The 25,631-nt window shown below is 67.3% G+C and carries 22 protein-coding genes, 1 tRNA gene and 1 pseudogene; 13 read left to right on the top strand and 11 right to left on the bottom strand.

The window, feature by feature from the left end; translation table 11 throughout:
• Positions 1 to 13: 13 nt before the first annotated feature.
• Positions 14 to 814 carry a septal ring lytic transglycosylase RlpA family protein gene (locus tag VGE03_RS15050; protein WP_331047288.1) on the bottom strand — a complete coding sequence of 267 codons (801 nt, stop codon included), beginning with the start codon at positions 812 to 814 and terminating at the stop codon, positions 14 to 16.
• Positions 815 to 911: 97 nt separating this feature from the next.
• Here VGE03_RS15050 and VGE03_RS15045 point away from each other — a divergent pair.
• A tRNA-Ser gene (locus VGE03_RS15045) sits at positions 912 to 1,001 on the top strand.
• A 32-nt stretch (positions 1,002 to 1,033) separates the two neighbouring features.
• On the opposite strand, the gene VGE03_RS15040 is transcribed toward VGE03_RS15045, so the two are convergent.
• The 4 genes from VGE03_RS15040 to VGE03_RS15025 all read right to left on the bottom strand — a co-directional run bounded on the left by VGE03_RS15040 (position 1,034) and on the right by VGE03_RS15025 (position 8,281).
• Positions 1,034 to 2,107: a tyrosine-type recombinase/integrase gene (locus VGE03_RS15040; protein WP_331047287.1), complete on the bottom strand. Its 1,074-nt coding sequence runs from the start codon at positions 2,105 to 2,107 to the stop codon at positions 1,034 to 1,036.
• Positions 2,108 to 3,933: 1,826 nt separating this feature from the next.
• Positions 3,934 to 4,347 carry a hypothetical protein gene (locus tag VGE03_RS15035; protein WP_331047286.1) on the bottom strand — a complete coding sequence of 138 codons (414 nt, stop codon included), beginning with the start codon at positions 4,345 to 4,347 and terminating at the stop codon, positions 3,934 to 3,936.
• 45 nt (positions 4,348 to 4,392) lie between these two features.
• Entirely contained in the window at positions 4,393 to 7,041 is a 2,649-nt protein-coding gene (locus VGE03_RS15030; protein WP_331047303.1) for a PAS domain-containing protein, read from the bottom strand.
• Between the two features lie 787 nt (positions 7,042 to 7,828).
• Positions 7,829 to 8,281 (bottom strand): PA2169 family four-helix-bundle protein, encoded by a 453-nt coding sequence (locus VGE03_RS15025; RefSeq protein ID WP_331047285.1) that lies wholly within the window; start codon positions 8,279 to 8,281, stop codon positions 7,829 to 7,831.
• 631 nt (positions 8,282 to 8,912) lie between these two features.
• On the opposite strand from VGE03_RS15025, the gene VGE03_RS15020 reads away from it, so the two are divergent.
• The 4 genes from VGE03_RS15020 (at position 8,913) to VGE03_RS15005 (ending at position 12,887) form a co-directional block, all read left to right on the top strand.
• Complete coding sequence (locus VGE03_RS15020) at positions 8,913 to 10,145, top strand: helix-turn-helix domain-containing protein (protein WP_331047284.1); 1,233 nt, start codon at positions 8,913 to 8,915, stop codon at positions 10,143 to 10,145.
• 185 nt (positions 10,146 to 10,330) lie between these two features.
• Positions 10,331 to 11,629, top strand: coding sequence for a S41 family peptidase (locus tag VGE03_RS15015; protein WP_331047283.1), 1,299 nt, complete (start codon positions 10,331 to 10,333; stop codon positions 11,627 to 11,629).
• 39 nt (positions 11,630 to 11,668) lie between these two features.
• The gene (locus tag VGE03_RS15010; protein ID WP_331047282.1) at positions 11,669 to 12,073 is read left to right on the top strand and encodes a hypothetical protein; all 405 of its coding nucleotides are present in this window, start codon (positions 11,669 to 11,671) and stop codon (positions 12,071 to 12,073) included.
• A 58-nt stretch (positions 12,074 to 12,131) separates the two neighbouring features.
• Positions 12,132 to 12,887: an SDR family NAD(P)-dependent oxidoreductase gene (locus tag VGE03_RS15005; RefSeq protein WP_331047281.1), complete on the top strand. Its 756-nt coding sequence runs from the start codon at positions 12,132 to 12,134 to the stop codon at positions 12,885 to 12,887.
• Positions 12,888 to 13,027: 140 nt separating this feature from the next.
• On the opposite strand, the gene VGE03_RS15000 is transcribed toward VGE03_RS15005, so the two are convergent.
• Positions 13,028 to 13,591: a lipocalin family protein gene (locus tag VGE03_RS15000; protein WP_331047280.1), complete on the bottom strand. Its 564-nt coding sequence runs from the start codon at positions 13,589 to 13,591 to the stop codon at positions 13,028 to 13,030.
• 251 nt (positions 13,592 to 13,842) lie between these two features.
• On the opposite strand from VGE03_RS15000, the gene VGE03_RS14995 reads away from it, so the two are divergent.
• The 3 genes from VGE03_RS14995 to VGE03_RS14985 all read left to right on the top strand — a co-directional run bounded on the left by VGE03_RS14995 (position 13,843) and on the right by VGE03_RS14985 (position 16,300).
• On the top strand, positions 13,843 to 15,396 hold the full coding sequence (locus VGE03_RS14995; RefSeq protein WP_414644972.1) for a cryptochrome/photolyase family protein: 1,554 nt from the start codon (positions 13,843 to 13,845) through the stop codon (positions 15,394 to 15,396).
• Positions 15,397 to 15,455: 59 nt separating this feature from the next.
• The gene (locus tag VGE03_RS14990) at positions 15,456 to 15,788 is read left to right on the top strand and encodes a hypothetical protein (protein ID WP_331047278.1); all 333 of its coding nucleotides are present in this window, start codon (positions 15,456 to 15,458) and stop codon (positions 15,786 to 15,788) included.
• A 101-nt stretch (positions 15,789 to 15,889) separates the two neighbouring features.
• Positions 15,890 to 16,300 (top strand): BLUF domain-containing protein, encoded by a 411-nt coding sequence (locus VGE03_RS14985; RefSeq protein ID WP_331047277.1) that lies wholly within the window; start codon positions 15,890 to 15,892, stop codon positions 16,298 to 16,300.
• 53 nt (positions 16,301 to 16,353) lie between these two features.
• Here VGE03_RS14985 and VGE03_RS14980 read toward each other — a convergent pair whose 3' ends face one another.
• Positions 16,354 to 16,863 (bottom strand): DUF1543 domain-containing protein, encoded by a 510-nt coding sequence (locus tag VGE03_RS14980; protein ID WP_331047276.1) that lies wholly within the window; start codon positions 16,861 to 16,863, stop codon positions 16,354 to 16,356.
• A gap of 10 nt (positions 16,864 to 16,873) precedes the next feature.
• Positions 16,874 to 18,532, bottom strand: coding sequence for an FAD/NAD(P)-binding protein (locus VGE03_RS14975; RefSeq protein WP_331047275.1), 1,659 nt, complete (start codon positions 18,530 to 18,532; stop codon positions 16,874 to 16,876).
• A 271-nt stretch (positions 18,533 to 18,803) separates the two neighbouring features.
• Here VGE03_RS14975 and VGE03_RS14970 point away from each other — a divergent pair, with 271 nt between their 5' ends.
• The 5 genes and pseudogenes from VGE03_RS14970 to VGE03_RS14950 all read left to right on the top strand — a co-directional run.
• Positions 18,804 to 19,040 (top strand): BLUF domain-containing protein, encoded by a 237-nt coding sequence (locus VGE03_RS14970; protein ID WP_331047274.1) that lies wholly within the window; start codon positions 18,804 to 18,806, stop codon positions 19,038 to 19,040.
• Between the two features lie 30 nt (positions 19,041 to 19,070).
• Positions 19,071 to 19,217 carry a hypothetical protein gene (locus VGE03_RS14965; RefSeq protein ID WP_331047273.1) on the top strand — a complete coding sequence of 49 codons (147 nt, stop codon included), beginning with the start codon at positions 19,071 to 19,073 and terminating at the stop codon, positions 19,215 to 19,217.
• 295 nt (positions 19,218 to 19,512) lie between these two features.
• On the top strand, positions 19,513 to 20,628 hold the full coding sequence (locus VGE03_RS14960; RefSeq protein WP_331047272.1) for a glycosyltransferase family 4 protein: 1,116 nt from the start codon (positions 19,513 to 19,515) through the stop codon (positions 20,626 to 20,628).
• A gap of 56 nt (positions 20,629 to 20,684) precedes the next feature.
• A complete protein-coding gene (locus VGE03_RS14955) occupies positions 20,685 to 22,832 on the top strand; it encodes an amylo-alpha-1,6-glucosidase (protein WP_331047271.1) in 2,148 nt (715 codons plus the stop codon).
• 173 nt (positions 22,833 to 23,005) lie between these two features.
• Positions 23,006 to 23,149, top strand: a pseudogene (locus VGE03_RS14950) (Ku protein); the annotation flags it as partial.
• On the opposite strand, the gene VGE03_RS14945 reads toward VGE03_RS14950, so the two are convergent.
• The 3 genes from VGE03_RS14945 to VGE03_RS14935 form a co-directional block, all read right to left on the bottom strand.
• A complete protein-coding gene (locus VGE03_RS14945) occupies positions 23,107 to 23,520 on the bottom strand; it encodes a DNA polymerase ligase N-terminal domain-containing protein (protein WP_414644969.1) in 414 nt (137 codons plus the stop codon). The pseudogene VGE03_RS14950 and the gene VGE03_RS14945 sit on opposite strands and share 43 nt — an antisense overlap.
• A 961-nt stretch (positions 23,521 to 24,481) precedes the next feature.
• Positions 24,482 to 24,745 carry a hypothetical protein gene (locus VGE03_RS14940; protein ID WP_331047270.1) on the bottom strand — a complete coding sequence of 88 codons (264 nt, stop codon included), beginning with the start codon at positions 24,743 to 24,745 and terminating at the stop codon, positions 24,482 to 24,484.
• Positions 24,746 to 25,093: 348 nt separating this feature from the next.
• Entirely contained in the window at positions 25,094 to 25,363 is a 270-nt protein-coding gene (locus VGE03_RS14935) for a hypothetical protein (protein ID WP_331047269.1), read from the bottom strand.
• Positions 25,364 to 25,631: the final 268 nt, after the last annotated feature.

The following is a 25,631-nucleotide window of genomic DNA, read 5'->3' as shown; positions in this document are numbered from 1 at the left end:
ACTGAGGCAAGGGTCAGCGGCCCGATATCAACAGGGCGTCGGCATATCCGCGTGCGACCACGGCCTGACGGGCGCTTTCCGCGGCGTTGGGATCGGCCCAGGGCCCGACCAGCACGCGATAAACCGGCGAATCACCGCGCGAGGCGACGTCGACGGTGGCCCGGTCGCCGAGACGATCCGCCACACGACGCGCGGCCCGCCGGTCGCTGAAGGCCCCCGCCTGGATCCAGTAGGCGCCGACCTCGGGCGCCGGCTCGGGCCGCGGCGCCGGGGGCGCCGGCGGGACCGCGGCGGCGTACTGCAGCGGCTGGGCCGAGCCGAGGCGCGGCGCGGGCCCGAGATAGCGCACCCTCACCTCGCCCACGCCCTGCTGCAGCATGCCCAGCTGGTCGGCGGCGCCGCGGGACAGGTCGATGATCCGGCCGTCCACGAAGGGCCCGCGATCATTGATCCGCACCACGATGCTGCGCCCGTTGGCCAGGTTGGTGACCTCCACCAGTCCGGGCAGCGGCAGGGTCTTGTGGGCGGCGGTCAGGGCGTACATGTCGAACCGCTCGCCGGTGGCGGTGGGCCGCCCGTTGAACTGGTCCCCGTACCAGGAGGCCTGGCCGGTCTCGTCATAGCCCGGCTGCTCGGCCGGCCGGTACCAGCGGCCGCGGATCTGGTAGGGCCGCATGGTGCCCGAGACGATCGGCGCCGGATCGGTGACGACCGGAATGCGCGCCCCGCCCGTCGACCGCGCCCCGGTCGCACAGGCCGCCATCAGCGGCAGCAGCGCCACGATGCATGCGCCCTTCAGAAGTCTTGCCGTCATCATCCCGATCCTTGTGGGGATCGTGATGCCACGCGGACATTTCCGCTTTGGTTAACGGGGCGTTTGAGGGTATGCGGCGTGTCCGCTCACGGGACACGGACAGGTGGCCGAGTGGTTTAAGGCAGCGGTCTTGAAAACCGCCGTAGGTGGAAGCCTACCGTGGGTTCGAATCCCACCCTGTCCGCCACACCCGTCAATTTCTTCATCAATTTCAACTATTTACTCCAAGTTTTGTCTAACCGCGAAGCCGGGGTTAGACAACGGTTGTTCTGCTTGTGTGCTCTTGCCCATGCGCTCCATGGCGCTATCGGCGAGATTCCGGCGCCCTGCTTCGCGGGTGTACCGCTCGACTTCCTTGAGGGTCTGATGGCCGGTAATGGCCATGATCTCGTGCGCAGAGCACCCAGCTTCGGCAAGTCGCCGAGCCGCAGCCTTGCGAAGACCATGAGCCGAACAGTGAGGTAACCCCGCTCGCTCGGCCGCCTTGCTGATCCAGTTGCCGAAGCCCTTTGCGGTGAATGGCTTGCCCTGTTCCGTCGTCAGCAGAACAAGATGCTCTGACGGAAAGGCCGCAAGCGAAGCCCTGAGCTGCGGATGCTGGATAATGTCGACGAGCTGCCCGGTCTTCTCCTGCCGGACGGTCACCCGTCCTCCTTGCACCTGCTGCCGCGTCATTTGTCGCACGTCGCCAGATCTCTGCGCTGTGTAGAGTAACAGGTCGAAGGCCAGTCGCTCCTTGGTCCCAAAGGGCCATCGCTTCTCGAATGCGGCGACTTCTCCCTCTGTCCAGGTGTGGAAACCCTCGGTCCTATAACGCAGCATTTTCACGCCCACCGTCGGGTCATTTCGAACCAGACCGCGCGCAAGCGCGAACCGCATGACCGCCCTGAGCACCTTCAGCATGTTGTTGGCAGCCGTCGGCGTCGCTGCCTGCTTGTCCATTTGTCCGCGGATATGTCGCGCTTCCAGCAAGGCGACTGGGTTGTCGCCATACTTGTCCCGGTAGCGGTCGAGAATCCCCCGGTAAGTTCGCTGGGTCGCTGCGCTCAGCCGTTGGAAATCAGCGGAGGCGTAGTAGGCCACGGCGAGGGCATGAATCGATCCCGGCCTTGTCCTCTGGGCATTGACCGCAACCGGGCTGGCCTTTGATGCATCGGAATACCATGACCACCAGAGTTCAGTCCCGAATGGCTCTCGCGTTTGGCTCTCGGGCGTTCCCTTCTTGCGGAACCGCCAGCGCATCTTTCCATGTCGATCGTAGTAGTAGCTGACATTGCGCGGTCGCTTGATCACGCCGCGACGTCCCACGGGTTGTGGCCTTCAGGGCCGCCATCATCGGGCAGTGCCCAAAATGCCCGATCAAGCGCATCACGGTCCCACAATTTCCGAGCATCGATCCGCTTCGGAGCAGGCATTCGTCCGTCGGACACCAACTGATCGAATTTACTGGCGCTGACGCCTATGTAGATACTCGCAAACTCTCGGCTTAGACCGCGAGGCGGCAAACTTTGAGGGAGATCCGGGCGGGAACGAGCCATCCTTACATCTCCCCGTCAGCGAGGCTTGCAATAGTCATTCCGATGGAACTCGCCAGTCCAGGCCGATCGAGCTCAGAGCCGCCTGCGCTTCAGGGTCGCCGCGTCCTGCAGAGTTCAAAGCAGCCGTAACCTCGTCGCTGGACGGTCCTTCTACGACCTTCCAGAGAGGGCAGTTTGCACGCTGGACAAGCGTAGCTCCTAGCCTTTTGCAGTCGATGACGTGAAGACAAGAGCTAGGGTCAGGTTGGGCGTCGTGCCAAAGCTCGAGGTCTGAGCCGCTCTGAAAAATCAGAAACTCAAGCTCGTCTGCCGACGAGCTGTCTGGTAGCGCAAGACAAAACCGCAGACTGGGCTGCGATGGCGGGCTACGGCCAACTTCGCCTGCGGCACGATAATCGACTGCTCCTGGATAAGTTGCTGCCCAAGCCAGAACTGCCGAAACGACCTCATCCAAAACTAGACGCTCGCTGAGATGGGGAAGTCCAAGGCTGCCCAGGATTTGACGAACAGCGATTTGCGCTACGTCGGCTGGCCTGTAGCGCGCCCATCCATCAGGCGCGAGAAGCAGGCCACGGCGACGCCAGTCGCGTTGAGCTGCAGGCCGAACGTTGGCCATCCTGTCGACATCCGAAGCGGTAAAGACTGCAGGTGCGAGGTGCCAGCCGGAAAAATAAGCGCTCATGAACGTGTTCATGGACACGTTTCTGATCGCCGTCAACAGAAACGTGTTCGTTGGCACGCTTAGCACTGAAGGCAGCCCCCTCGTCGTAGGGCCTGAACCGGCAGAGGGAGGCGAAAAAGGATAAGCTTGACCTAGATTTGACGCACAAGCCAATCGGTCGATGCGACGGCAATCTGGGACGGCGGGTCACTAGTGGTCCACCGCAAGTGTCTGTTTCTAATGACGCTTTCCTCGAAGGGCATAAAGTGGACCACTAGTGGACTACGCTCCCCCATTTTTTTGATTTGTTTTTTCAATAGCTTATCGGAACGCGGGTGTGCGTAGTGTGTGCACGTCGAACAGACGTTTCCTCCATGCTCCCATGGGAGCCGCATCGCATCTCTTTGATGCGCCCCACCGATCTCTCTTGGGGGCCAATTTCGGCCTCTAGGCGCTCGACTGAACTTGGCCATCGCGCGGTCGTTAGGGTATCGTCGGCGCGTGGAGGCTCCATTGTTCGACGCCCTGTCCCCCATCATCGTTCTTGTCTTCGTCGCCACTCTCGCTGTCGGTTCAAGCATCCTAAGGTGGCTGGAGAAAACTCCGCGTGATCGCCACAAGGCGCAGTGCCCAGAAGACCCCAATCGCTGATCTTTCGAGCGGCCTGCTGTGCTCGCTGATGGCCGCGCAGACCGGAATTCGCCCCCACTGCCAATCACAGGCCCACCAGGCCAAGACTCTCGTCATGGCCATCATGCACGAGGGGCGGGCCACGTGAGTTTGGGCAGAAATGCGCCAGGAGCGGTCATTCACTCACCGCCGGAAACCGGACCTCGTCAACACAACTAGCTGATCGTCCGCTTTCGACCCATTGCGGATGTTCGGTTGGACGGCTTCCAGGAACGCGTGGGGCTTTGTTATCAGTGGCCCTCGATCTCCCAGACGCTGCAGCGAGCAATCCAGTACTCGAGCTCCGGAATCAATTGGTTGTAGGACTGGGTCTCAAACGAATGGACGACCTGCCCTTCCAAGAATGACAGCGGCTGGTCCTTGATACGCCGTCCTCTCTCCGAGCGTGGCCAGGGGCAGTAGACGACGGTGAGTTCGAAGTGGCCCTCGGGATCGAACTCGGGGCGGAAGGCGACGTCGATGTTAAAGCGCCGGCTCTCATTGGTGGCGGTGTAGAGCGTGGAGCCTCCAATGCCCGTGAGGTCGTGCTCCATCTCCGAACAGAGGACGTTCCAGCCGACTCGCCAGCCAGAGGGGATGCGCAGCGCCGGCATGTTGAGAAAGGCCTTGGAGCCCGGGAAGCCGTCTTCGATACGGAATGTCATGCACCAGAGAATAGCTCTCGGACCGCGCCCCTCAACTGTTTCAAATCATTGCTCGTCAACGGCAAGCGTCTTCGGCGAGAGGTCAGGGCGCAGGATGTCCGTGACCCGCCGGGTCAGGGTCGCCAGCTCGAACGGCTTGGTGAGGATGTGCATACCCGGTTCCAGATCGCGATCGCTCAGCACGGCGCTCTCTGCGTAACCGGTGACAAAGAGCACCTTGAGGTCGGGGCGTTCGCTGCGGGCCGCATCGGCCAGCTGTCGCCCGTTCATCCCGCCCGGCAGGCCGACATCGGTGATCAGCAGCACCGCCCCTGGCGTGGTCCTGAGCAAGGCAAGGCCCGATCGCCCGTCTTCGGCAGCAACGAAGTCGTAGCCGGCGTCCGTCAGGGCTTCGGCCGCCAACATACGGATATCCGGTTCGTCATCGACGATTACGACCGTGCCCCGGCTTTCAGCCACCTCGTCGTGGTTCAGGGGTGGCTCGCCTCGTCTGTGTACGGGCTCCACAACACCGTGATGCCGGGGGAGATAGATGCAAACATGGGTCCCCTCACCCGGCCGCGAGCTGATACTCACCTGTCCGCTGGATTGACGCACGAAGCCGTAGATCATGGACAGGCCGAGGCCGGTGCCCTGGCCGAGCGGCTTGGTGGTGAAGAAGGGGTCGAACGCGCGAGCGATCGTCTCTTGGGACATGCCCACCCCCGTATCGGTGACGCTGATCCGCACATAGTCGCCGGGTGCACAGTCCGGTCCGAGGAGGGTTCGATCTCCGAGCGAGAGATTATCGATTCCGATCGTCAATGCGCCGCCATCGGGCATGGCGTCCCGGGCGTTGATGCACAGGTTGAGCAGCGCGTTCTCAAGCTGGTGGGGATCGACCAACACCGGCCACGGCGGGTCGATGGCGACCGTGCGGAGTTCGATGCCCGGCCCCACGGTGCGTCGTACCAGATCCTGCATGCCCTTGGTGAGAGCGAGGACGTCTGTAGCCTTTGGTTCCAAGGTCTGCCGACGCGAAAAGGCCAGCAAGCGGTGGGTAAGGGCCGTCGCGCGCTCGGTCGCGGTTCGGGCGACCTCGACGAACCGCTTCACATCCTCCATTCGGCCCTGATCCGCCCGCTTCACGACCATTTCCAGACTTCCGGCGACGGCCGTGAGGAGGTTATTGAAGTCGTGCGCGATACCGCCGGTGAGTTGCCCCACCGCCTCCATCTTCTGGGCCTGGCGCAGGGCCGCCTCGCTGGCCATCAGCTCGGCCGTCCTCTCTTCGACAGTGCGCTCCAGAGACTCGGCGAGGCGCGCGAGATGTCTCTCCGCCCTGCGCCGTTCGCGCGCCGCCAGCGTCCGCTCGCCGACATCGCGCAGGAAGGTCAGTTCATCCTCCAGCCAGATGCGGGGCATGGCGTTGTTGGCGTAGAACAAGGCGACGGTCTCACCCTGCTCCTGCAGCGGCATGTTGACGACCGCCAAGGCCGAAATGGCCTCCAGCGCGGCGGCCGTCTCCCGCGTCCGCGGATCGAGGCGAGCGTCGTCAAACACCACCGTCTCGCCCCGCTTCAAGTCCTCGATATAGCTGCCATAATCCCGGAAGTTGAGCGTGCCCGCCAAGCTCTGGATACCCGGCGCGTTCCAGTCTCTCTGGATGGTGATGGTCTCGGCGCGGCGGTCCACCATGCCGAAGCCCACGCGATCGACCTCCAGGGTCCGGCCGACGATCGTGCAGGCCGCGTGCGTCAGGTCGTCCGGATCGGCGGTGTCCCGCAGGGCGTCCGCGAGCTCCATCAGGGCGGATCGGAGCCGCTCGGCGCGGACCCGCTCGGTTATGTCGGTTGTAACTCCGGCGATGCGCAGAGGTTCGCCCGAGGCATCGTGGATCAGGAGCCCGCGGGCCTCCATCCAACGGGTCACGCCGGTCGGCGTGACGACCCGGTGGACGATATGGTAATCGGCGCCCGCGCCTATCGTCGCGTCACTCTGGGCGCGCACCGCGTCCCGATCTTCCGGATGGATGAGGCTCTGACGATCCTCGTAGGTGAAAACCTGATCCGCAGGCCAACCCATGAGCGTCTTATAGGCCTCCGACGCCACCAGAGTGCGAGTTCGCACATCGACGCTCCAGGCGCCGAGTCCGCCCGCGCGCATGGCGAGATCCAATTCCCGCTCCCGCTCGTGGTCGATGTGTAGGCGCGCCGTGAGCTCTGCGTTGAGCGCAGCATTGTCTGACTGAAGTCCTTCCAGTCGTTCCCGTTCGAGAGTGACATCGACCTGGCTGGCGAAGAAGTAGGCGAGCTTCCCGTCCGCATCGAACACCGGAGCGAGCAGCAGGCGGTTCCAGAACGGCTGCCCGTTCTTTCGGTAGTTCCGGATATCGATCTCGATGGGTTCAACCGCCTTAACCGCCTCATGGATCCGGCGGGTCGTTTCGGGATCGGTTTCCGGCCCCTGCAGGAAGCGGCAGTTCCGCCCGAGGATTTCCGAACGGGGATAGCCCGTCAGTTGGCAGAACGAGTCGTTGGCGAACACCACCGGATTGTCGTCTTGGCGAGGGTCGGTGATGATCATCGGCATCCGCGTGGCGCGCACCGCGGCGACGAAGGGGTCCGTCGAGTTGTCCAGGCCCAGGACAGCCCCGGCGATACGTTCCGCGTCCTGTTCTGCTTGAGCTGAACCCTCTGCGGACGGCGGTGTCATGGTCAAATGGCCCCTCGAACGTTACGCGTCACCTTCAAACACATCCGCAGGTTTCCGGTTCTTCGCGGCAATGCCAATGACGGCCTGGATTGATCTGGAAGCGACCGCTTCAGGGTTCGGCTGGCCAGTGCCCAGTTTCGGCCCCAGCAGCTGGGACTGTGCTAGGCCCGCTGCGCATCAGTCGTTCCGGATGGTCCCACCCCGTGCCGAAAGCCGCAGAGGGCGAGCCGCCTCCAAGATCGCGTCTCGCCGCTTCCCTTTCGGGACGCCCCTCAAGGTGTGGGCCAAGCGTACTGCATCCTCTCGTCGGACACCGTCCCAAACTTCGACGAAGCAATAGGCCGGGACCGTCCTCCCAAGGACGTCAATGTCGCCTCGATATCGCTGAGAGGGATGAGCGACGATATGGGCGTGCCAGTCACCGTTGGCGACTTGCACGGCGACCAAGTAGGCCATGACAGGGTTCTCCTGTATGTCGAGTCTAAGAGGGAGAACGTCTGCTTTCCACCCCTTTGCCTTGCCCACAGGAAGTTGGCTGCGACCTAGCTGGCCCGGTCGACGGACTTCTCCAACGGCCCTTCGCCGCTGCTTTGCCCAAATTCTGCGGTTCTACCACGCGGAGGATGTCGCTCAGGTTAGGACCTTCGGGGCTTGCGCCCGGCTCCGCTGGCCGGGCCCGGCTCGGCGCCTTCCGGAACCACACACCGACTAGTGGACCTGTGCCGGGTCCGCAGAGCGAACCCGGCCGTTCTTCCCGGAGATCGGTCCGGTCAGGCAGTCCAGCGACTTAATTCCAGCGATGCTTGAGACCGCTGATCAGGTCGTGGTCCGCCTTGATCGTCGTGTAGTCCTGCATGATCCGCTGGCGGACGGCGTCGGGAAGCTTGGAATCCTCGGTGGCGCGCTCGAAGCGCGCCTTGATGAAATCCTCGCCGCGTTCGACCTCGTCCACCACGCCCCGGTCGTCACGTCCCATGAGTTCGCCGCGCACTTCCGCGAACTTGTTGTGAAGCTTGCCCAGGAGCGACTGGTCATCCTCGGGCTCGCCACCGAAACTGCGCACCTCGGCCTGCAGGCGACGACCGAGCTCCTGACGCTTGTCGGCCCGCTCATTGAACAGGGCCTTCAGTTCCGGATCGCTCGCGCCTTCAGCCGCATGTCGGTAACCGTTCACGCTGTCCAGCGTCGTCTCGATCAGGTCGTTGAGCGTCTTGATCGAATGGTCATTTCCGGTTTGCATCGGCAAAATCCTCCGTTGTTGGGAGGGTTAAAGCCGACTTTCTCCAAAGCGTTCCCGAACGTCCCGCGTTCGGGCGCCCCTGCCTCCCCGGCCCCTCGATGGGTCGCGCCGCGAACGAAGTCCTAGCGTCCTGGAGGCCACGCAAGGCGATGTAAGATCAAGTTCCGACCCGCTTCGGAGTGGCGGAAGGGCAGGACATCTGTACGGCGGTGTCGATACCGAAGGCGTCAACGGTACCGGGAGGGCATCCTCGCCAGCGTGGCCGCCTCAAGCAATCGAAGGGACGTCTGCTCCGCGGCCTCCGCCGTAAGCCTGATCCTGACGCCTGACGGCAGTTCGATCACCACAACACCGGACCGACCATCCGCATCCAGGGGAGCCGCGAAAATCTCTTCCATCATCCGGAGAAACCTCCACACTCTTGGAAGCCACGGCGCGACAGGCGAGTTCTCAGGCTTCGCTTTTTCGACCGAGCAATCCAGCTCGGCGCACCGAACTCCGAACACCCTGATCCGGTTCCGCGCATCGCGCCGTCAGCCGCGCGCTCCGGAGCAGGTGCGCCCGCCCCCCGGAGATTCCCGGCCGCCGCCGGCGGCTGTTCCGACCTAAGCGAGCAGACTAGTCTCGCGGGATGGATGACGTCGGACTCCGCATCGGCTGGCGCTCGGCTCTTCTGGGAGCGGCCATTCTCCAGTGCCTTCTCCTCGCCGCCCCCATAGCCGGCAAGGGCCGGGCACGCCCTGCCGACCGCTATCTGGCGGGCGCCCTGATCACGATCGCGGGCTGCCTCCTGCCTTACGCCCTGGGCTTCGCCGGAGCCTTCGATGCCTGGAGAGGACTGACCTTTTTGCCGGTGGCCCTGCCTGCGGCGCTCGGCCCGTTCCTGTACCTCTACGCAAGAACACTGGCGTCGGGCCCCCGATCCGGACCGGTCCGCGTCCACTTCCTTCTGCCCGGACTGCAGTGGACCTATCTCGCCACGGCCTTCCTGCTTCCCCTGGACCTCAAATGGGCCTGGTACACGGGTGGGCATCGGATCTGGATCGCTCCGATCTTCGACCTGCTGGCGGTGATCAGCCTGACGGCCTACGCCACGGCCACCGCCGCCTGCATCGGCGCGTTCCGACGCCGCCTTGTCGAAGAACGCAGCGACGACGACCGCTTCGCCCTGACCTGGCTCAAACTCGTCCTCGCCGCCCTGTCCGCCGGCGTGGCGCTCCAGGCGGGGTTCTGGCTGTGGTCGCTCGCGTCCGGCGGCATCAACTATTTCCAGGAGACCGGTCTCTACCTCGGGCTCGGCCTTCTGGGCGTCTATCTCGGCGTCGAGGGCCGCCGGTTTTCCGCGCTTCCGCTTCTTTCGCCGGGAAGCCCGGGGACCCGGGGCGACGAGACGCCTCCCGACGCTCTGGCCTCGACCGGCTCGGCTCGCTCAGCTGTTGACTGGGCCTGCGAGGCCGCCGCCGTCGAGGCCCGTGTCCGCGCTGCGGACTGGTGGCGTGAACCCGATCTTTCGCTGTCGGGCCTCGCCCATCGTATCGGGACCAACACCGGTCGCCTGTCCCGCGTCATCAACCTCGGCCTGGGGCTGAACTTCTCGACCTTCATCAACCGCATGCGGGCCGAAGGCGTCGCCGCGGCGATCCGGGACGGCGACGGCGGCGACCTCCTCGCCCTTGCGCTCGATATGGGCTTTGCGTCCAAGGCCAGCTTCAATCGCGCCTTCCGGGCCCACTTCGGTGTGTCGCCCTCGCAGTATCGCGCAAACGTCTCAAATCCTGCTTTTCCGTCCCCCGCACCGGAAGTGAGGCGCGGACCGAGTGACGCAGTGGAAGGATCTGCCGATCTTTCCGCGAGGCCGAGATGACACCGCCGACCCGACGCCGCCTTCTGCAACTGACTTCGGGGCTCGGCCTCGCCGCCGTGGCCCCGGCGCTCGCGGCCGCAGATCGTTCCGACATCGGGGGGGACTGGAGCCCCGACATCGCTATCCTTCGGCAGGCCTGGGAGAGCCTCCATCCCGGTCTCCATCGCTACAACACACCGGAGCAGATGAGCGCTCGCCTGGATCGGCTGGCCAGGTCATGGGCGGAGCCGGGCGACTTCCGCGCCCGCCTCCTGTCCCTGACGCGGGTCACCGCCGCCGTCCGTTGCGGTCATACCTATCCAAGCCCCTACAACGCCGGGCCGGAGATCGTGCAGGCGATGTACCCGGGCCGCACCCTCGTCCCCTTTCGCTTCCGCTGGCTCGACCGGCGGATGATCGTGACGCGGGACGACACAGGGCTGAATCTCTTCCCGGTCGGCGTGGAAGTCCGGTCTATCAACGGCGTGGACACAGGCGCGCTGCTGCGGGGCCTGATCCCCCTGGCTCGGGCTGACGGCGGCAACGACGCCAAGCGGATCAGCCTGATGGAGGTCCGCGGCGACGACGGATACGAGACCTTAGACATCCACCTGCCCCTTCTGCTGCCGCTGCAGGACGAAGCCCGTTTCACCCTGGGCGACGGCCGGGTCGCCACGGCCGGCCTTCTGACCCTGGAGGAGCGACGCGCCGGGCGCGAACCGTCGGCGACCGCCGCCGGGGACGCCAACCCCTGGACGCTGGAGCGGACCGCGGACGGCGTCGCCGTCCTGACCATGCCGGGCTGGGCGCTCTACAACTCCAGCTTCGACTGGCGGACCTGGCTCGGCGGGGTGATGGACGATCTGGCCGGTGACGGCGCGCGAGGCCTGATTGTCGATTTGCGCGGCAATGAAGGCGGGTTGGACTGCGGCGACCTCGTCGTCAGCCGGCTGATCGACGCCGATCTGGCCCTGCCCGACCAGCAGCGCTGGGTTCGCTATCGCAGGGCCCCGGACGCCCTCCATCCCTATCTCGACACCTGGGATCGCAGCTTCCTGGACTGGGGCGAGCAGGCCGTGGAAAGCCGCCAGCGGCCGGGCTTCTACCGGCTCACGCGTTTCGACGACGATGGCGCGGCGTCGGTGATCCGCCCCGCCGGACGCCGCTTCCGCGGCCCGGTCGCGGTCCTGTGCGACGCGTCCAACAGTTCAGCGACCTTCGGCTTCGCCCAGCTTTGCAAGTCCCGCGGCCTGGCCCGCCTGATCGGGGAGCCGACCGGCGGCAACCGCCGGGGCATCAACGGCGGCGCCTTCTTCTTCCTGAAACTGCCCCTCTCCGGCCTGGAGGTCGACCTGCCGTTGATCGCCGGCTTCACCGAGACGCCCCAACCCGATGCGCCGATCGAACCGGACCAGACGGTGAGAACGACCGTCGACGACCTGATCCGTGGCCATGATCCGCAGAAGGCCGCCGCGCGTAACTGGATCACCGACCAGGCCGTCTGACTTCGTTCCACCGAAAGCCCCTAACCACGGAGCCGCCCCTTGTCCGGCAACACCCTGCTGCTCAACTTGCTTCTCCTCCTGACCACCTCCCCCGCCGAAGCCCAGACCGTGGCCCAGGCCGAGACCCGGGCCCTGGCCGGCGTCTGGTCGGTGGATCTGTCCGCGCGGCCGGATGAGCCGTACTTCAAGTCCATGAGGCTCGACCTTCTGCCCGACGGGCGGCTGAGCGGCAGCTTCTATGACAGCGACATCGAAGCGGGCCGCTGGACGAGCTCTCACGGGCGGCTTTGCGTGGCCTTCCGGACCACCGACGGCGTCGGTCCCTATCACACCGCCGCCTGCCTGGACGGCGACAGGGTGCTCGGCCAGACCTGGGCGGAGAACCGCGACTTCCTCTTCCTCTGGAGCGCCGATCGGCCGGCGCCCTCCGGGGCCGGCGACTGATCCGCGCCCTGCCCACCGCGCACGGCATCCGGTGACCTCCGCCGGGCGTACCAAGGTCATGCCCCTCATCCACACGATTCCGGAGCCGTCGCGGGACATCACCGTGGTCGTCGGCGTCTCCGGCGGGGTCGGCCGCGCCCTGGCGTCCGCGCTCCTTCGGCATCATCCCGACACACGCCTTGTCGGCCTGGGGCGCCGTCCGCCCGAGCCGCCGCTGGAGTCCCCGGACAGCATCTTCCTGGACATCGACATCACCCGGGAGGACGATATCGCCCGCGCGGCGGAGGCCATCGACGCGCTCGGGACGCCGACCCGGATCGTCATCGCGACCGGACTGCTGCACGCGCCGGGCCTGGCGCCCGAACGCGCGCTGCGGGACATCCGCCCGGAGGCGCTCGCCCGCCTTTTCGAGGTGAACGCCATCGGTCCAGCCCTGATCGCCAAGCACCTGGCGCCCCGAATGCCCCGAGACCGGCCGGCCCTGATCGCCGCCCTTTCGGCGCGGGTCGGCAGCCTGTCCGACAACCGCCTGGGCGGCTGGTACGGCTACCGGGCCTCCAAGGCCGCCCTGAACATGATGATCGCCACCCTCGCCGTCGAACTGCGCCGCACCCATCCGCTCGGCGTCTGCGTGGCGCTTCACCCCGGCACGGTGAGGACGCCCCTGAGCGCCCCCTTCGTCGCCGGACAGCCGGGCCGCAAGACCCTGGCGCCCGAAGAGGCGGCGCAGGCGCTGGTCGCGGTCATGGACGGGCTCGGCCCCGCCGACAGCGGCCGTTTCCTGGCGTGGGACGGCGCGCCGATCGCCTGGTGACGCCGACACGACAGAGAGTTCCGGAGCAAACGCGCGTCAGCGCGCGGCGGCCGTCCGTGTCCGGCGCCGCGCCCCTCCCGTTTGAGATTGGTTTCGGACGCGCGCCGTCGACGCGCCCGCCCGCCGGGCGCCGCGCCGGTTCAATCGACGCCCTCGTGACGGGTCCAGCGCACCAGGTCCATATCGTAACCGAGGGCGCGCGCGCGTTCCGTGATCAAGGCACGGGTCCGCGCATCCGGATCGGGCGTCCGGCTGAGCAGCCAGAGGTAGCGGCCGGACGGTTCGCCGACGATGGACCAGGCGTAGTCGTCCGCCCGGTCGAGCACCCAGTAGTCGCCGACGTAGAAGGGGCCGAAGAAGGACACCTTGAGGCGCGCGCCGCCGCTGTCCTGGACGATCCTCGCCCGTCCCTCGGAGCGGCTTTCGGGACCGTCGACGCCGCCCCTGCGGCAGGTATTGAGCACGGAGACTTCGCCGTCCTCGCGCAGGGCGTAGCGGGCGGTCACGGCCTCGCAGTTTCGCTCGAAGCCGTTCTCGTACCGAGCCAGCTCATACCAGAGGCCGGAGTATCGCTCGACGTCCACGGGTTTCGTCGGGGCCGGCACCGCCGGATTGCCGACGGGGCCGCGCTGCAGGACGGCGTACCCGCCGAGGGCGACCATCGCCGCGCCGACGATCAACAGGGTCCGGATCGGTTTTCTCATGGACGCGGCAACGCCGACACGCGCGCGGCGGTTCCGGAGACCGCCCCCGGTCCTTCACGTTCCAGACCCCAGGAGATCCTCATGCCCGCGCCCTTCATCGCGCGCTCCCGGCTCCGCCGCCGTCTCCGAGACGCTCCCGCACCGCACGCCCGGGCGGTCGGCAGCCCGGGCCAGCCTTCGTTGATGCGCGCGCGATGCGCTCACGAGGGTCAGGGCCGGCCGACAGGCGGAATGAGCCGGACATGACCGCGATGCGCACCCTCCGGCTGGTGCTGGGTGATCAGTTGTCCGCCGGCCTGGCCGGCCTGCGGGATGTCGACCCTGCAACCGACCTCATCCTGCTGGCGGAGGTCCGCGACGAGGCGACCTATGTCCGTCATCACAAGCAGAAGATCGCCCTGGTGTTCGCGGCCATGCGGACCTTTGCCCTTGAACTCGAAGCCCGTGGCCTGGATGTCCGGTACGTGCGGATCGACGATCCCGACAACAGCGGCTCCATCGTCGGCGAGTTGCAGCGCACGCTCGCCGGCGAAGCCTTCGACCGGGTGGTCGTCACCGAATGCGGCGAATGGCGCCTGGCGCAGGCCCTGCAGGCCTTCGCCGCGACCGCGCCGGTTCCGGTCACGGTCCTGGAGGACAGCCGTTTCATCTGCACCCACGGCGCGTTCCGCCGGTGGGCGGAGGACCGGCGCACCCTGCGCATGGAGGACTTCTACCGCGTCATGCGGCGCACAACCGGGTTGCTTATGAATGGGCCGGACCCGGTGGGCGGCCTGTGGAATTTCGATGCGGACAACCGCAAGCGCCCGCCGCAGGACCTGCGTCCTCCGCCCCGGGCGCGCCCGGCTCCGGACGCCGTGGCGCGCGAGGCGATCGCCGACGTCGCGCGCCTGTTCCCGGACCATTTCGGAACGCTCGAGGCCTTCGCCTGGCCGACGAGCGCGGCCCAGGCGGAGGAGGTCCTCGAGGCCTTCATCGACCACGTCCTGCCCGGGTTCGGCGACTGGCAGGACGCGATGCTCGAGGGCGAGCCGTGGATGTGGCACGCCCTGATCTCCACCTCGCTCAATCTCGGCCTGCTGGACCCGCTGGACGTCTGTCGGCGCGCCGAGGCGGCCCATGCCTCCGGACGGGCCCCGCTCAACGCGGTCGAGGGTTTCGTCCGTCAGATCCTCGGCTGGCGCGAGTTCGTGCGCGGCGTCTACTGGCTCAAGGTTCCGGAGTACCGCGCCCGCAACGCCCTGGACGCGGATCGCGCCCTGCCCTGGTTCTACTGGTCCGGGGAAACCGACATGCGCTGCGTGGCCGACGCCGTCGCCAACAGCCGCACGCACGCCTATGCCCACCATATCCAGCGGCTGATGGTCACCGGCAACCTAGCCATGATGCTGGGCGTGGCCCCCGACGCCGTCGACGACTGGTACATGACCGTCTACGCCGACGCCTTCGAGTGGGTGGAGATGCCCAACACCCGCGGCATGGCGACCTTCGCCGACGGCGGCATCGTCGGCTCCAAGCCCTATGCGGCGTCCGGCGCCTACATCAACCGGATGAGTCGCTACTGCGGCGCGTGCCGTTACGACGTGAAGTCCGGCGAAGGCGACGGGGCATGCCCGTTCAACAGGCTGTACTGGGGGTTCCTCGAACGGAATCGCGACCGGCTGTCAGGCCTGCACCGCCTGGCCATGCCGTACCGGACGCTGGACCGTTTCGGAGACGCGCGGCGTCAGAGAATTCTCGAGGAGTACGAACGCACCCGCCTGGCGCTGGGCGCGGCGTCCCCCACTACAGACGACGACTCCTGAAGCCGGCTTAACCCCGCCGCTTAAGCGGATCTTGATCCCGAACCGGCAAGGTCCCGGACATGAGCTTTCCCGTCGCCCGTCCCGATCGCCGCCTCATGGGCCGCAAACGCCGCGCGGAACCCTGTGTGGTGAGCGCCTGTGCGACCGGCGCCGCGCCGGCGCAGCTTCTTCAGCTCGACCCCCTGGGCGCACGTTTGCGGTTGCTCGACCCGACCGATCCGACCCCCACGCGCCTGCGGATCACGCTGGCCGAAGGCAGGGTGGTCTTCGGCGAAACGATCTGGCGGATGGGGGATGTCATCGGCGTGCGCCGAAGCCGCGGACCGGCCCCGGCGCCCCGTATCCCCTCGGCCGACGCCGCCGACCGGCCTGGACCCGCAGGCGCCTCGTAAGCCCCTGCGACGCCGCGCCGCGCCCCATCAGCCCCCGGGAACCGGATCAGGCTGCCGGACCTTTACGCGCACCCGACCCCGCAACCGACCGCCTCACCCCGATGACGCCGTCCCCGACCGCCGACCTCCAACGCCTGATCTATCGCAGCCGTCCCGACACGTCCCGGCTCAGGGCGGACCTTGATGCGATCCTGCCGGTCTCGATCTGGGCCAACGCGCGCCACAGGATCACCGGCGTGCTGGCCTATTCGGAGGGCACCTATGTCCAGGTGCTCGAGGGGCCCGGTCGACAGCTCGACACATTGCTGGACTGCCTGACGCGGGACACCCGGCACGTCGACATCAGGATCCTGGACCGGCGCCCGGTCGAGGACCGCCTTTTTCCCGGCTGGTCCATGGCGCGGGCGCCCCTCCCGCCCGACGCCCTGGCCGAACTGGAGCGCAACGACGGCGCCGCCTTGATCAGCCGCCTCAAGATGATGTTCGATCAGGACGAAACCCGGGTGGCCTAAGGCCGGGCACCGAGCCCGAACAGCGACGCCGGGCCAGGAAGCGCGGCGGCCGCCTAGCCTCGTCGCAGGGGCGTATACCGGCATTGGAAGGCGGGCTGGGCGGAGAGGCCCAGAGGCTTCAGGTGAATGTGCAGCCCGCGGGCCTGCACATCCGTGTCCAGGGAAAAGGCCTGTTCCGCTTCATAGATCTCGTCGCGGTGGGCGTCCTTCCACCCCGTCGCCATCGTGATCGCACGGGCCTTCGCCGCCGGCAGATCCTTCGCCACCACGAAGACATTGCGATGCTGCTCGATGAACGCGCGGCGATCGTAGCCGCCGAGGTTGACGTAGTAGAGCCGCTCCGGCCCGGCGAAGGGCTCGGAGCTGAGAAAGACTTTGTAGCCGTCCGCGGCGGTGATCTCGGCCCAGCAGTCGATGTGCAGGCTTTCCGGTGCGCCCCACCACTGCGCCCGCAGGCGGTCATGGGTGTCGGCAAGTGTTTCGGCGACCACGAAGCGCATGTCGTGGACCTCGATATTGGCCCCGGGGTGTTCCCCGCCGACGTAGATCGCGAACAGCTTCATCCGGGTCGGCCTACGCCACCGCAGCCCATGTGTCGACCTTGCCCGCCCCCGAGGACAGAAGCGCGGCCAGCCGGCGCGCCACGACCCGTCCCATGGCGTGCGAACTGGTCAGTCCCTGCGCGAAGGGATGTCGGCCCATGATAAACGGCAGGCTGAGGCAATAGAGCCGGTCCGGCTCCAGCCCCGGCGCGACGACCCGGAAGCACTCGTCGATCTCGATGCCGCGGGCCGGGCCCTCCCCGTCGGCAAAGGCGTCGCGGACGATCCCCTGCTGGAGCAGGGTCAGGAAGGGGAACTCCAAGGCGCCCAGCGGCTTCTGTCCCGTCGCATCGACAAACACCGGGAAGCGCCGGCGAACGCCCGGCCCGATCAGTTGCACGCCCGAGGTCACGCCTTCGAAATCAAGCGCATGATCCTCGCCCAGCGCGATGATCGCCAGCTTGCCGGCGTCATGCAAGGCGAGCAGACGCTCCACCGATTCATGCGGGACAGCGCCGTACGCATCGACCAGAACGGGCTTCAGGGTTCCGGAGAACCGCTCGAACGCCTGGTCGTCGAGGTACGGGGCGATCCTGGCGACGATCTCATGCAGCCGCAGCAGGGCGTCACGCCACGGCGCCGCGGACCGGGCCGCATGGCCGGCCCGCGCATCCGCCAGATTGCGACGCGCCCAGGTGAACGGGTCACAGGCGACGCGTTCGGCGAAATACGCTTCCGCGAAAGTTTCCACGGTGCTTCCCTCCGGGCAATGCGCAGCGGCGTAGCCCGGGTCCACCAGCTCCAGCTCCCCTCGAACCAAGTCGAACACATCGTCGAGCAGGGTTTGACGCCCTTCCCGTATCAGGCTGTCGACAGCGTCCGGCGTGCAGATGTCCGTCGGCGCATGCGGAAGGGGGAAGTAGAAGTCCGCTTCCGGAAGCAAGCCCTTGCGGGACATGAGGGTGACCCTGAAGGAGCCAGACCCCGGACCCGGCCGGTAGACGACGCCGTCCGGGCCGGTGACGAAGGTCCCATGACGCTGCGCCAGGGCGAAGACCGTGTCGATGGCGCTCAGGGAGGAGCCGCGCACGGCGATGTCGACCGGACCGACGACCGCCAGGGCAGACGCCGGCCAGGGGCTCCGGAAACACCCCGGTCGGGCCAGACAGGGCGAAGGCCATTGATGTCCGGTGGCCAGGACCACCTGGTCAAACAGGGCCTGCGTGACATCGCCGGGACGCGACGTCGTGCAGGTCAGGCGCATCCCGTCTGGGCGGCGGCTGATATCCGCCACGCGCTGCCCCGTCCTGACCTCGACCACATTGCCCAGGGCCTGCAGCCCGGCCACGATCGTCTCGAACTGCGCCTCGAAATAGCGTCCGAGCGCGAGACGGGGGACGAATGTCCGGTCATCAACCCGGCCAAGGTCGACCCCAAGCCCCGAAAGTTCGGGCGCGGCCTGTGTCTGCAGCCAGCTGAGAAGGGTTTGCGCGAGCGGCGGGATCTCCGCGCCGGCGATGTTGGCGAGCATGGCGGGGTCGTTCCAGTCCGCCCGATAGGGCATCCCCTGCCCCGCTGACGACCGCGCCTCGAACACCACGAAACGCCCGCCCCTCGCACCGAGACGAAGCAGTTCACTCAGGGTGTAGAGCGTGGTCGGGCCGGCCCCGATGAAGGCGATCGATCTCATCGTCCGTCAGAATGCTCGATCGGCCCCGTGCGATCCAATGTCGCCTGCCGGACTGGCTGGAGCGACGCTGACCGCGCCGACCCTCCCCACGATAACCCGTGCGCTACGACAGTGGTCAGCGCGCTTGTGCGTTCACGAAAGGCTGCCGGCGTCTTGAAACAAAGCAGCGTCAGCTTGCTCCTCCGGCGTGCCGCCGCCTGAAGGTGTCCGTTTCCGAACACAGGAACCGCCCTCCTGGACAAGCGCTAAGCGTCCAAGAGGGGCGTACGTCATGAATCTGGAACTTCAACGCGTCGCCTATCGCAGCGACGCCACCCGACCCGACTTCGCCTTGCAGCTGCTTGCGGAGATTCTTGCCGTTTCGGACCGCAACAACCGCAGGGATGGGCTGACCGGGGTGCTGGTCGTCGGCGAAGGCCGGTTCTTCCAGGTTCTTGAGGGCGCGTCTCAGGATCTCGACCGAACACTGGCCCGTATCGGCGCCGACCCGCGCCACACCGGAATCTAGGTCGTCCTGAGAGCCTCCATCCGGGAGCGGATGTTCTCCGACTGGGGCATGGCGGCGACCCGCATCACGCCGCTTCGGAAGCCGCGGATCGACGACGTCGTGGCGTCCTGCGACATCGCCCCGGAGCGCGCCATCATGTCGGCCCGCCAACTGCTTGAAGAGCAGCGCCGCCCATGAATCCGCAGTGACCGGCTTGCAGTTACGCCGGCGTCCATCCTCATACAGGCCATACCGGTCGGCCATGGGAATGACGCGCCGGCGGGCGCTGCGCCCGTTTTCGGACCGCCGAAGCCGGACCGGACGACGTCGCGTGCGATGGGTCGTGATCCGCCTCAAGAGTCGTCTAGCGGACAGGACATCTGCGCTAAGAGACTGTTCCGCTGAAAAAATACCATCGCTCACGGAACTTCGCATTTGCGAGAAGGTTGGGCGGTTCAGACGTCACGCCGCTGCGTGGGTCAGGAGCATCGCCATGAAGATCGCGCAGGTCACGCCTCTGTACGAGGCCGTTCCACCCCGCCTGTACGGAGGCACCGAACGGGTGGTCGCGCATCTGACCGACGCCCTGGTCGATCTGGGGCACGAGGTCACCCTGTTCGCCTCCGCCGAGGCCGAGACGCGCGCGCGGCTGATCCCCGTCCGCGATCAGGCGATCCGGCTGGATCCCGCTCCGCTGAAGTCCGACCTGGCCGCCCACATGAGCATGCTGGCTGAGGTGCTGAAGCGCGCCGATGACTTCGATGTCATCCATTTCCACACCGACATGATCCATTTCCCGTTCTTCGAACGGTATGTGGACAAGACGCTGACCACCCTGCACGGCCGGCTGGACCTGAAGGACCTGCCGGGTGTTTACGAGCGCTGGCCGCAGTTCGGACTGGTCTCGATCTCCGACGATCAGCGCCGCCCCCTGCCCTTCGCCGGCTGGAAGGCGACCGTGCATCACGGCATGCCGTCGGACCTCTACGCCTTCAGCCCGAAGTCGAGCGGCTACCTCGCCTTCCTCGGCCGTATCTCGCCGGAGAAGCGCCCGGACCGGGCCATCCAGATCGCGACGGCTCTGAACAAGCCGCTGAAGATCGCGGCCAAGGTCGATGCGGCGGATCAGGCCTACTGGGGCACGGTCATCCGGCCGATGGTCGAGAACAATCCGCTCGTCGAGTTCATCGGCGAGATCGGCGATCACCAGAAGTCCGCCTTCCTGGGCGGCGCCGAGGCCCTGCTCTTCCCGATCGACTGGCCCGAACCCTTCGGGCTGGTGATGATCGAGGCCATGGCCTGCGGCACGCCGGTGGTCGCCTTCCGCTGCGGCTCGACCACGGAGATCATCGAGGACGGGGAGACCGGCTTCCTGGTGGAGACGCTGGAACAGGCCGTCGCCGCCGCGAGCCGCGCCCAGCAACTGGACCGCGAGGCGATCCGCGCCCGGTTCGAGCTGCGCTTCTCGGCCACCGCCATGGCTCGCCGCTACCTGGACGTCTACGGCGATCTGCTGGCCCGCCGCCCGTTCGCCGAGGCGCCGCTGGCGGACGTCGTCACCCCGCTGCGCCCCCTGGACGAAGAACGCAGTTTCGCGGCGTCGGCCTGAACCCGCCCCCTTCGTCACGCGTTCGCATCTGCGAGACCGACGAACCGGGAGCCCTCATGGACGACGCCTATTCGGTGCAGACCACAGCGGCGGACAGCGGCGAGGTCGACGGCCTCGAGCAGCTGATGGCCCTCAAGGACGCCGACACCTTCTGCGTCGCCGATCACTGGGGCGATCTGAAGGGCGGCGCCGACGGCCTGTTCGACCATGACACCCGGCTGCTGTCCCGTTTCGTCATGACCGTGGGCGGCGCGCGCCCGTCGCGGCTGAGTTCCGGCGTCAGCCAGGACAACGTCTTCTTCATCTGCCACACCACCAACCGTCCCCTGCCGCCGATGGGCGGTCGCTCGGCCCCGGCGGGGGTGTTGCACATCGAACGGCGACGCTTCATCCGCGACCGGCGGATGTTCGAGCGAGTGCGGATGGTCAACCACGGTGTCGAGGACGTGCTGCTGCCGCTGTCGTTCGAGTTCGCCGCCGATTTCGCCGACATCTTCCAGGTCCGGGGCACGCCGCGCCTCCGGCACGGGATCGCCGCGCCGCCGACGAGCGACGGCCGCCGCGTCACCTTCAGCTACACCGGGCTGGACGATATGCAACGGGCCGCCTGCCTCGCCTTCTCGGAACCGCCTGCCCGGCTCAACGGGACCCGGGCCGACTTCATGTTCAGCCTGCCCAAGGGGCGGCGGGTCGACCTGTACATCGAGTGCGGCGGCGACCGCTGCGAACAGCCGGACGAGCCCCGCTTCCGGCTCAACGCCATCGAGGCGCGCCTGTCGATGCGGCGGCGCCGTCGTCGCGGGGCATCGCTCAGGGGACCGCGCAGCCCGCGCTTCAACGACTGGCTGGACCAGAGCCGCGCCGACGTCGCCCTGTTGACCACCGACCTGCCCACCGGCCCCTACCCCTATGCGGGCATCCCGTGGTTCTCGACCCCGTTCGGCCGCGACGGGATCATCACCGCCTGGCAGATGTTGTGGCTGGACCCGTCGCTGGCGCGCGGCGTCCTGACCTATCTGGCGAAACGGCAGGCGACCGAGGTCTCCGCCTTCCAGGACAGCGCCCCCGGCAAGATCATGCACGAGACCCGCCGCGGAGAGATGAGCGCGCTCGGCGAGGTGCCGTTCGGCCTCTATTATGGGGGGGTCGACACCACCTGCCTTTTTGTGGCGCTGGCGGGCGCCTACGCCCGACGCACCGGCGACTTCGGCCTGATCCGCGAGCTGTGGCCGAACCTGATCGCCGCGACCCGCTGGATGACCGACTACGGCGACATCCGGAAGGACGGCCTGATCAGCTATCAGCGCGGGGCCGACACCGGCCTGTCCAACCAGGGCTGGAAGGACAGCGAGGACTCCATCTTCCATGCCGACGGCCGCTTCCCGAAGGGCCCCGTCGCCCTTCTGGAGGTTCAGGGCTACGCCTTCGCCGCCTGGCGCGCGATGGCCGATCTGGCCGCCGTGATCGGTGACGACCGCCGCGACGAATGGGCCGCCCGCGCCGAGGCGACCCGGACGCTGGTCGAGGACCGTTTCTGGATGGAGGAGCAGGGCTTCTACGCCATCGCCCTGGACGGCGACGGGGAGCAATGCCAGGCCATCGGCTCGAACGCCGGCCACCTGTTGTTCACCGGCCTGCCCTCGCCCGAGCGCGCCCGGCGGGTCTCGCGGCGGATGCTTTCCGCCGAGTTCCGTTCCGGCTGGGGCGTGCGGACCCTGGCCACCGGCCAGCCGCGCTTCAATCCGATGAGCTATCACGACGGCTCGGTCTGGCCGCATGACACGGCCATGGCGGCGGCAGGCATGGCCCGGTACGGCGAACGCCGCGCGGTCGCCCTGCTGCTGAACGAGATTTACGCCGCCGCCAGCCATTTCCAGATGCGCCTGCCCGAACTCTTCTGCGGCTTCGAGCGCATGACCGGTGAACCGCCGATCGCCTATCCGGTCGCCTGCCTGCCGCAGGCCTGGGCCGCGGGTTCGGTCTTCCTGATGCTGCAGTCCGCGCTCGGAGTGAACATCGACGCCGTGGAGGGGGTGGTCGAGATCGACGATCCGGTCCTGCCGTCCGGGATCGATCGGCTGAACGTCACCGGCCTCCAGTTGGGCGACGGTAGGGTCGACCTGGCTTTCCAGCAGATGGGCGGCCGAACCGTCGTCATGCCCCTGCGCCGCCAAGGCGACGTCAAGGTGCGGACCCTGGGCTGACGCCCGGACGCGCCGACGGCGCGACGGGAGCCCCGAGGATTCCTCGACATCGCCGGGACGCCCGCACTTGGGGTCAGTCCTGGCCGCCCCCGGCGCACGATCATGCCCCACGAGGCCTGCAACGCCAGTCGGCGCCTGGCGTTGCGTCTCCGGGCATCAGCGGAGGCTCGATCATGGTTGCCCGCCCGACCTGGCAAGGCCATCTGAAGCTGTCGCTCGTCAGCTGCCCGGTGGCGCTCTACACCGCCACCACCAGCGCCAATGACGTGCGCTTTCACCTCATCAATCCCGAGACCAACAACCGCATCCGCATGGTCCCCAAATCCGCTTCCAGCGTCTCCGGCGCCTGCGGGGTCCAGATCCCGGCGTCCCACATCTGCACCGTCCCGGCGCCGTAGTTGCCCGACGGGATCGTCCCCTCGAAGCCGCCGTAGTCCAGCGGATGATTCTCCACCTCGACCGCCAGCCGCTTCACCGCCGGATCGCGCGACGGCGCCTTGGTCACCACCCAGGATTTCAGGACCCCGTCGAACTCGATGCGGAAGTCATAGTGCAGCCGTGTCGCCGCGTGCCGCTGGATCAGATACCGCAGCGGCGCGCCCTTCGCCTTCCGCCCCTTGGCCCCCTTCGGCTCCGGCGTCTCGCCGAACCGCCGCTTCTTCCGATAGGTCTCCAGCTGCCCGCGCATCCGGTCCGTCCTCAAGGGGTCGAGGCGGAGTCAACGCGAACGGCGGCGGTTGGATCAGGCGGGAGGTTCAACGCCGTGCCGCCCTGCTTTCAAGGGAACCGAGTCGTGCTGTCACGGTTGCCGCTGCGAGGGTTTCCGCAAGACACCCCCGTCAGTATCAGCCCCGGCGCGGAAAGGTTGGCCCCCGACGTGCGCCGGGGCTTTTCAGTTGCGGGCGTCCGGACGCCGGAACCGTGTTTCGAGCTCCGGAGTTCTTGCCGGGAGCGGCTCTCGCTCGCTTCCCCCGCCTTGGCGCCCCGGCTCGACAGCTCCGCCTGTCGCCGGCGCTTTTTTTTACTGCCCGGCACAGGGGGCTCGCCGGGAACGCTCGTCGCGATCGCTCCAGGCTTCGGCATCTTGTCGGCGCTCCGCGTCTAACGGCTTATGTCCACATATTCGCCTGCCCGAGGTGAATAAGCGCGCAGGTGCATCCGGCCGCCGCAATGCAGCCGCCGACAGCGCGCCGTCTTCCCCCAAGGGGTCCAGCCGCGCCCCCTGGCCCCGATCACCACCCCGATCCTGACCTCCATCTTCAGGTCGCAGGTCGCGCAGCGGGCGATCAGTGACCAACCCCGCCGCTCCATGTCGCCGATCGTCGGGCAGTACCCTCGCCAGTCTTCATTGCGCCACAGCCGAAAGCGCGGGTTATGGCCCATGGGGTCAGTACCAAAGCGCCAGCGACGCCCGATCAATCGGGCCGTATCGATCCACGCTTCGACCGGTATGCTGGATCACGGTCTGCCGCCCGCCGCAGACGCAGCGGAACCGGGTCGAGGCGCCCTCGCGGGGCCAGTTTCGACGGCCCCCGAACAGGGGGCGCGGATCCAGGACCGCGGCGTGATCACAGCCGGGACTGGCGCACCGCACGATCAGCCCGGGTCCGCCCTCAGCCGGCAGGTCCTCGCGGGCCATTCGCCTGTCGTCACTGCGCCCCATGGTCGACCTCCGCCAGCCGCGCGCCGGTCCGATCAGACACCTGCTCGATCACCTCGAACTTCCGCCGGCTGAACCAGCGCACGCGAAACCAGGCCTCCTCGCCCGCGAAGTCGGGACACTGGTCCGGCCGTCGAAAGGCCAGGGCCGGAGCCAGCTCGCCATTCCCGGTGACGATGCAGAACAGGGTGTAGCCGCCGTCCTCGAGTCGCGCCCGCGCGCGCCGGTAGTGCAGGATTCGCTCCGTCGGCATGTCAGCGCGCCGCCGTCCGCCGGGGCCGGCCCGGTTGCAAACCGCACACGCCCTGCTCGACCAGGCGCGGCCGGATCGCCTTCGCCTGCGCCGGCGGTTCAAGCAGGTCCGACCGCGCCCCGCCCACACTTTCTCCCCGCCTGCCTGCACAAGCGTCCAGCAGGGACTGCGGCCGGGCCGCGTCTGTCGTCTTCATCCTCGGCTTCCCGTTCGCGCCACGACCCCGGGGGACTGAACTCCTGACGGTCTCTCACGTCGCGCGCAACATGAATGTTCGCTTTTCGTTCCCCTCCTGTGGGGTTCCGGAGCCGCGCCCTCCCCGGAGCGGCTGTCCGCCCACCAGCGATATCAGGCCAGTGCAGCTTGCCTGTGCGTGTCGAGCATCAGGGGCCGGTCCTCATGCGCCACGGGCGGCAGGACAACAAAGCGGGCCGCCCGCGCTCCGTTTCGAAGACGCAGCTCCAGTTCCACGTCAGAGCCGGCCGCCGCCAGCTTCAGGGCCAGTTCGCGCGCCGCGTCTTCCGCCGCGCGCCCGCTCGCGAACATCATCGGGTTGTCGACGCCCTCGACATCCACCGTCCACCCTCCGTCCACGGGCGAAACGATGACCTTCAGCATGGCTCTCCCTCTCGTCTTCCAAGGACACCCCTCGTCCTTCGGCGGGTCGATTTGGGAACATCGTCGCCGCGTTCAAGAGCGGGAGCGCCCACGCGCCAAGGCCGTGCGCCCCCGCTGCTCCTTCAGCCCGGAAACCCCGCCGCGCCGCGCTGCCGGTCCCTTTCAGCGCTCCACCGGCGGGCGGGGCGCCAGTTTGCCGCCGGTACCCACCCGCCGCGCGTTCGTCCGCCGTGAAGCCCCGCGCCGAACGACCATCGCCTTCCGCGAG

The sequence above is a fragment of the Brevundimonas sp. genome (assembly GCF_036400995.1).
Taxonomy (GTDB): domain Bacteria; phylum Pseudomonadota; class Alphaproteobacteria; order Caulobacterales; family Caulobacteraceae; genus Brevundimonas.
Note: the sequence above shows the minus strand (reverse complement) of the source record. Positions and strands in the feature narration are given on the sequence as shown.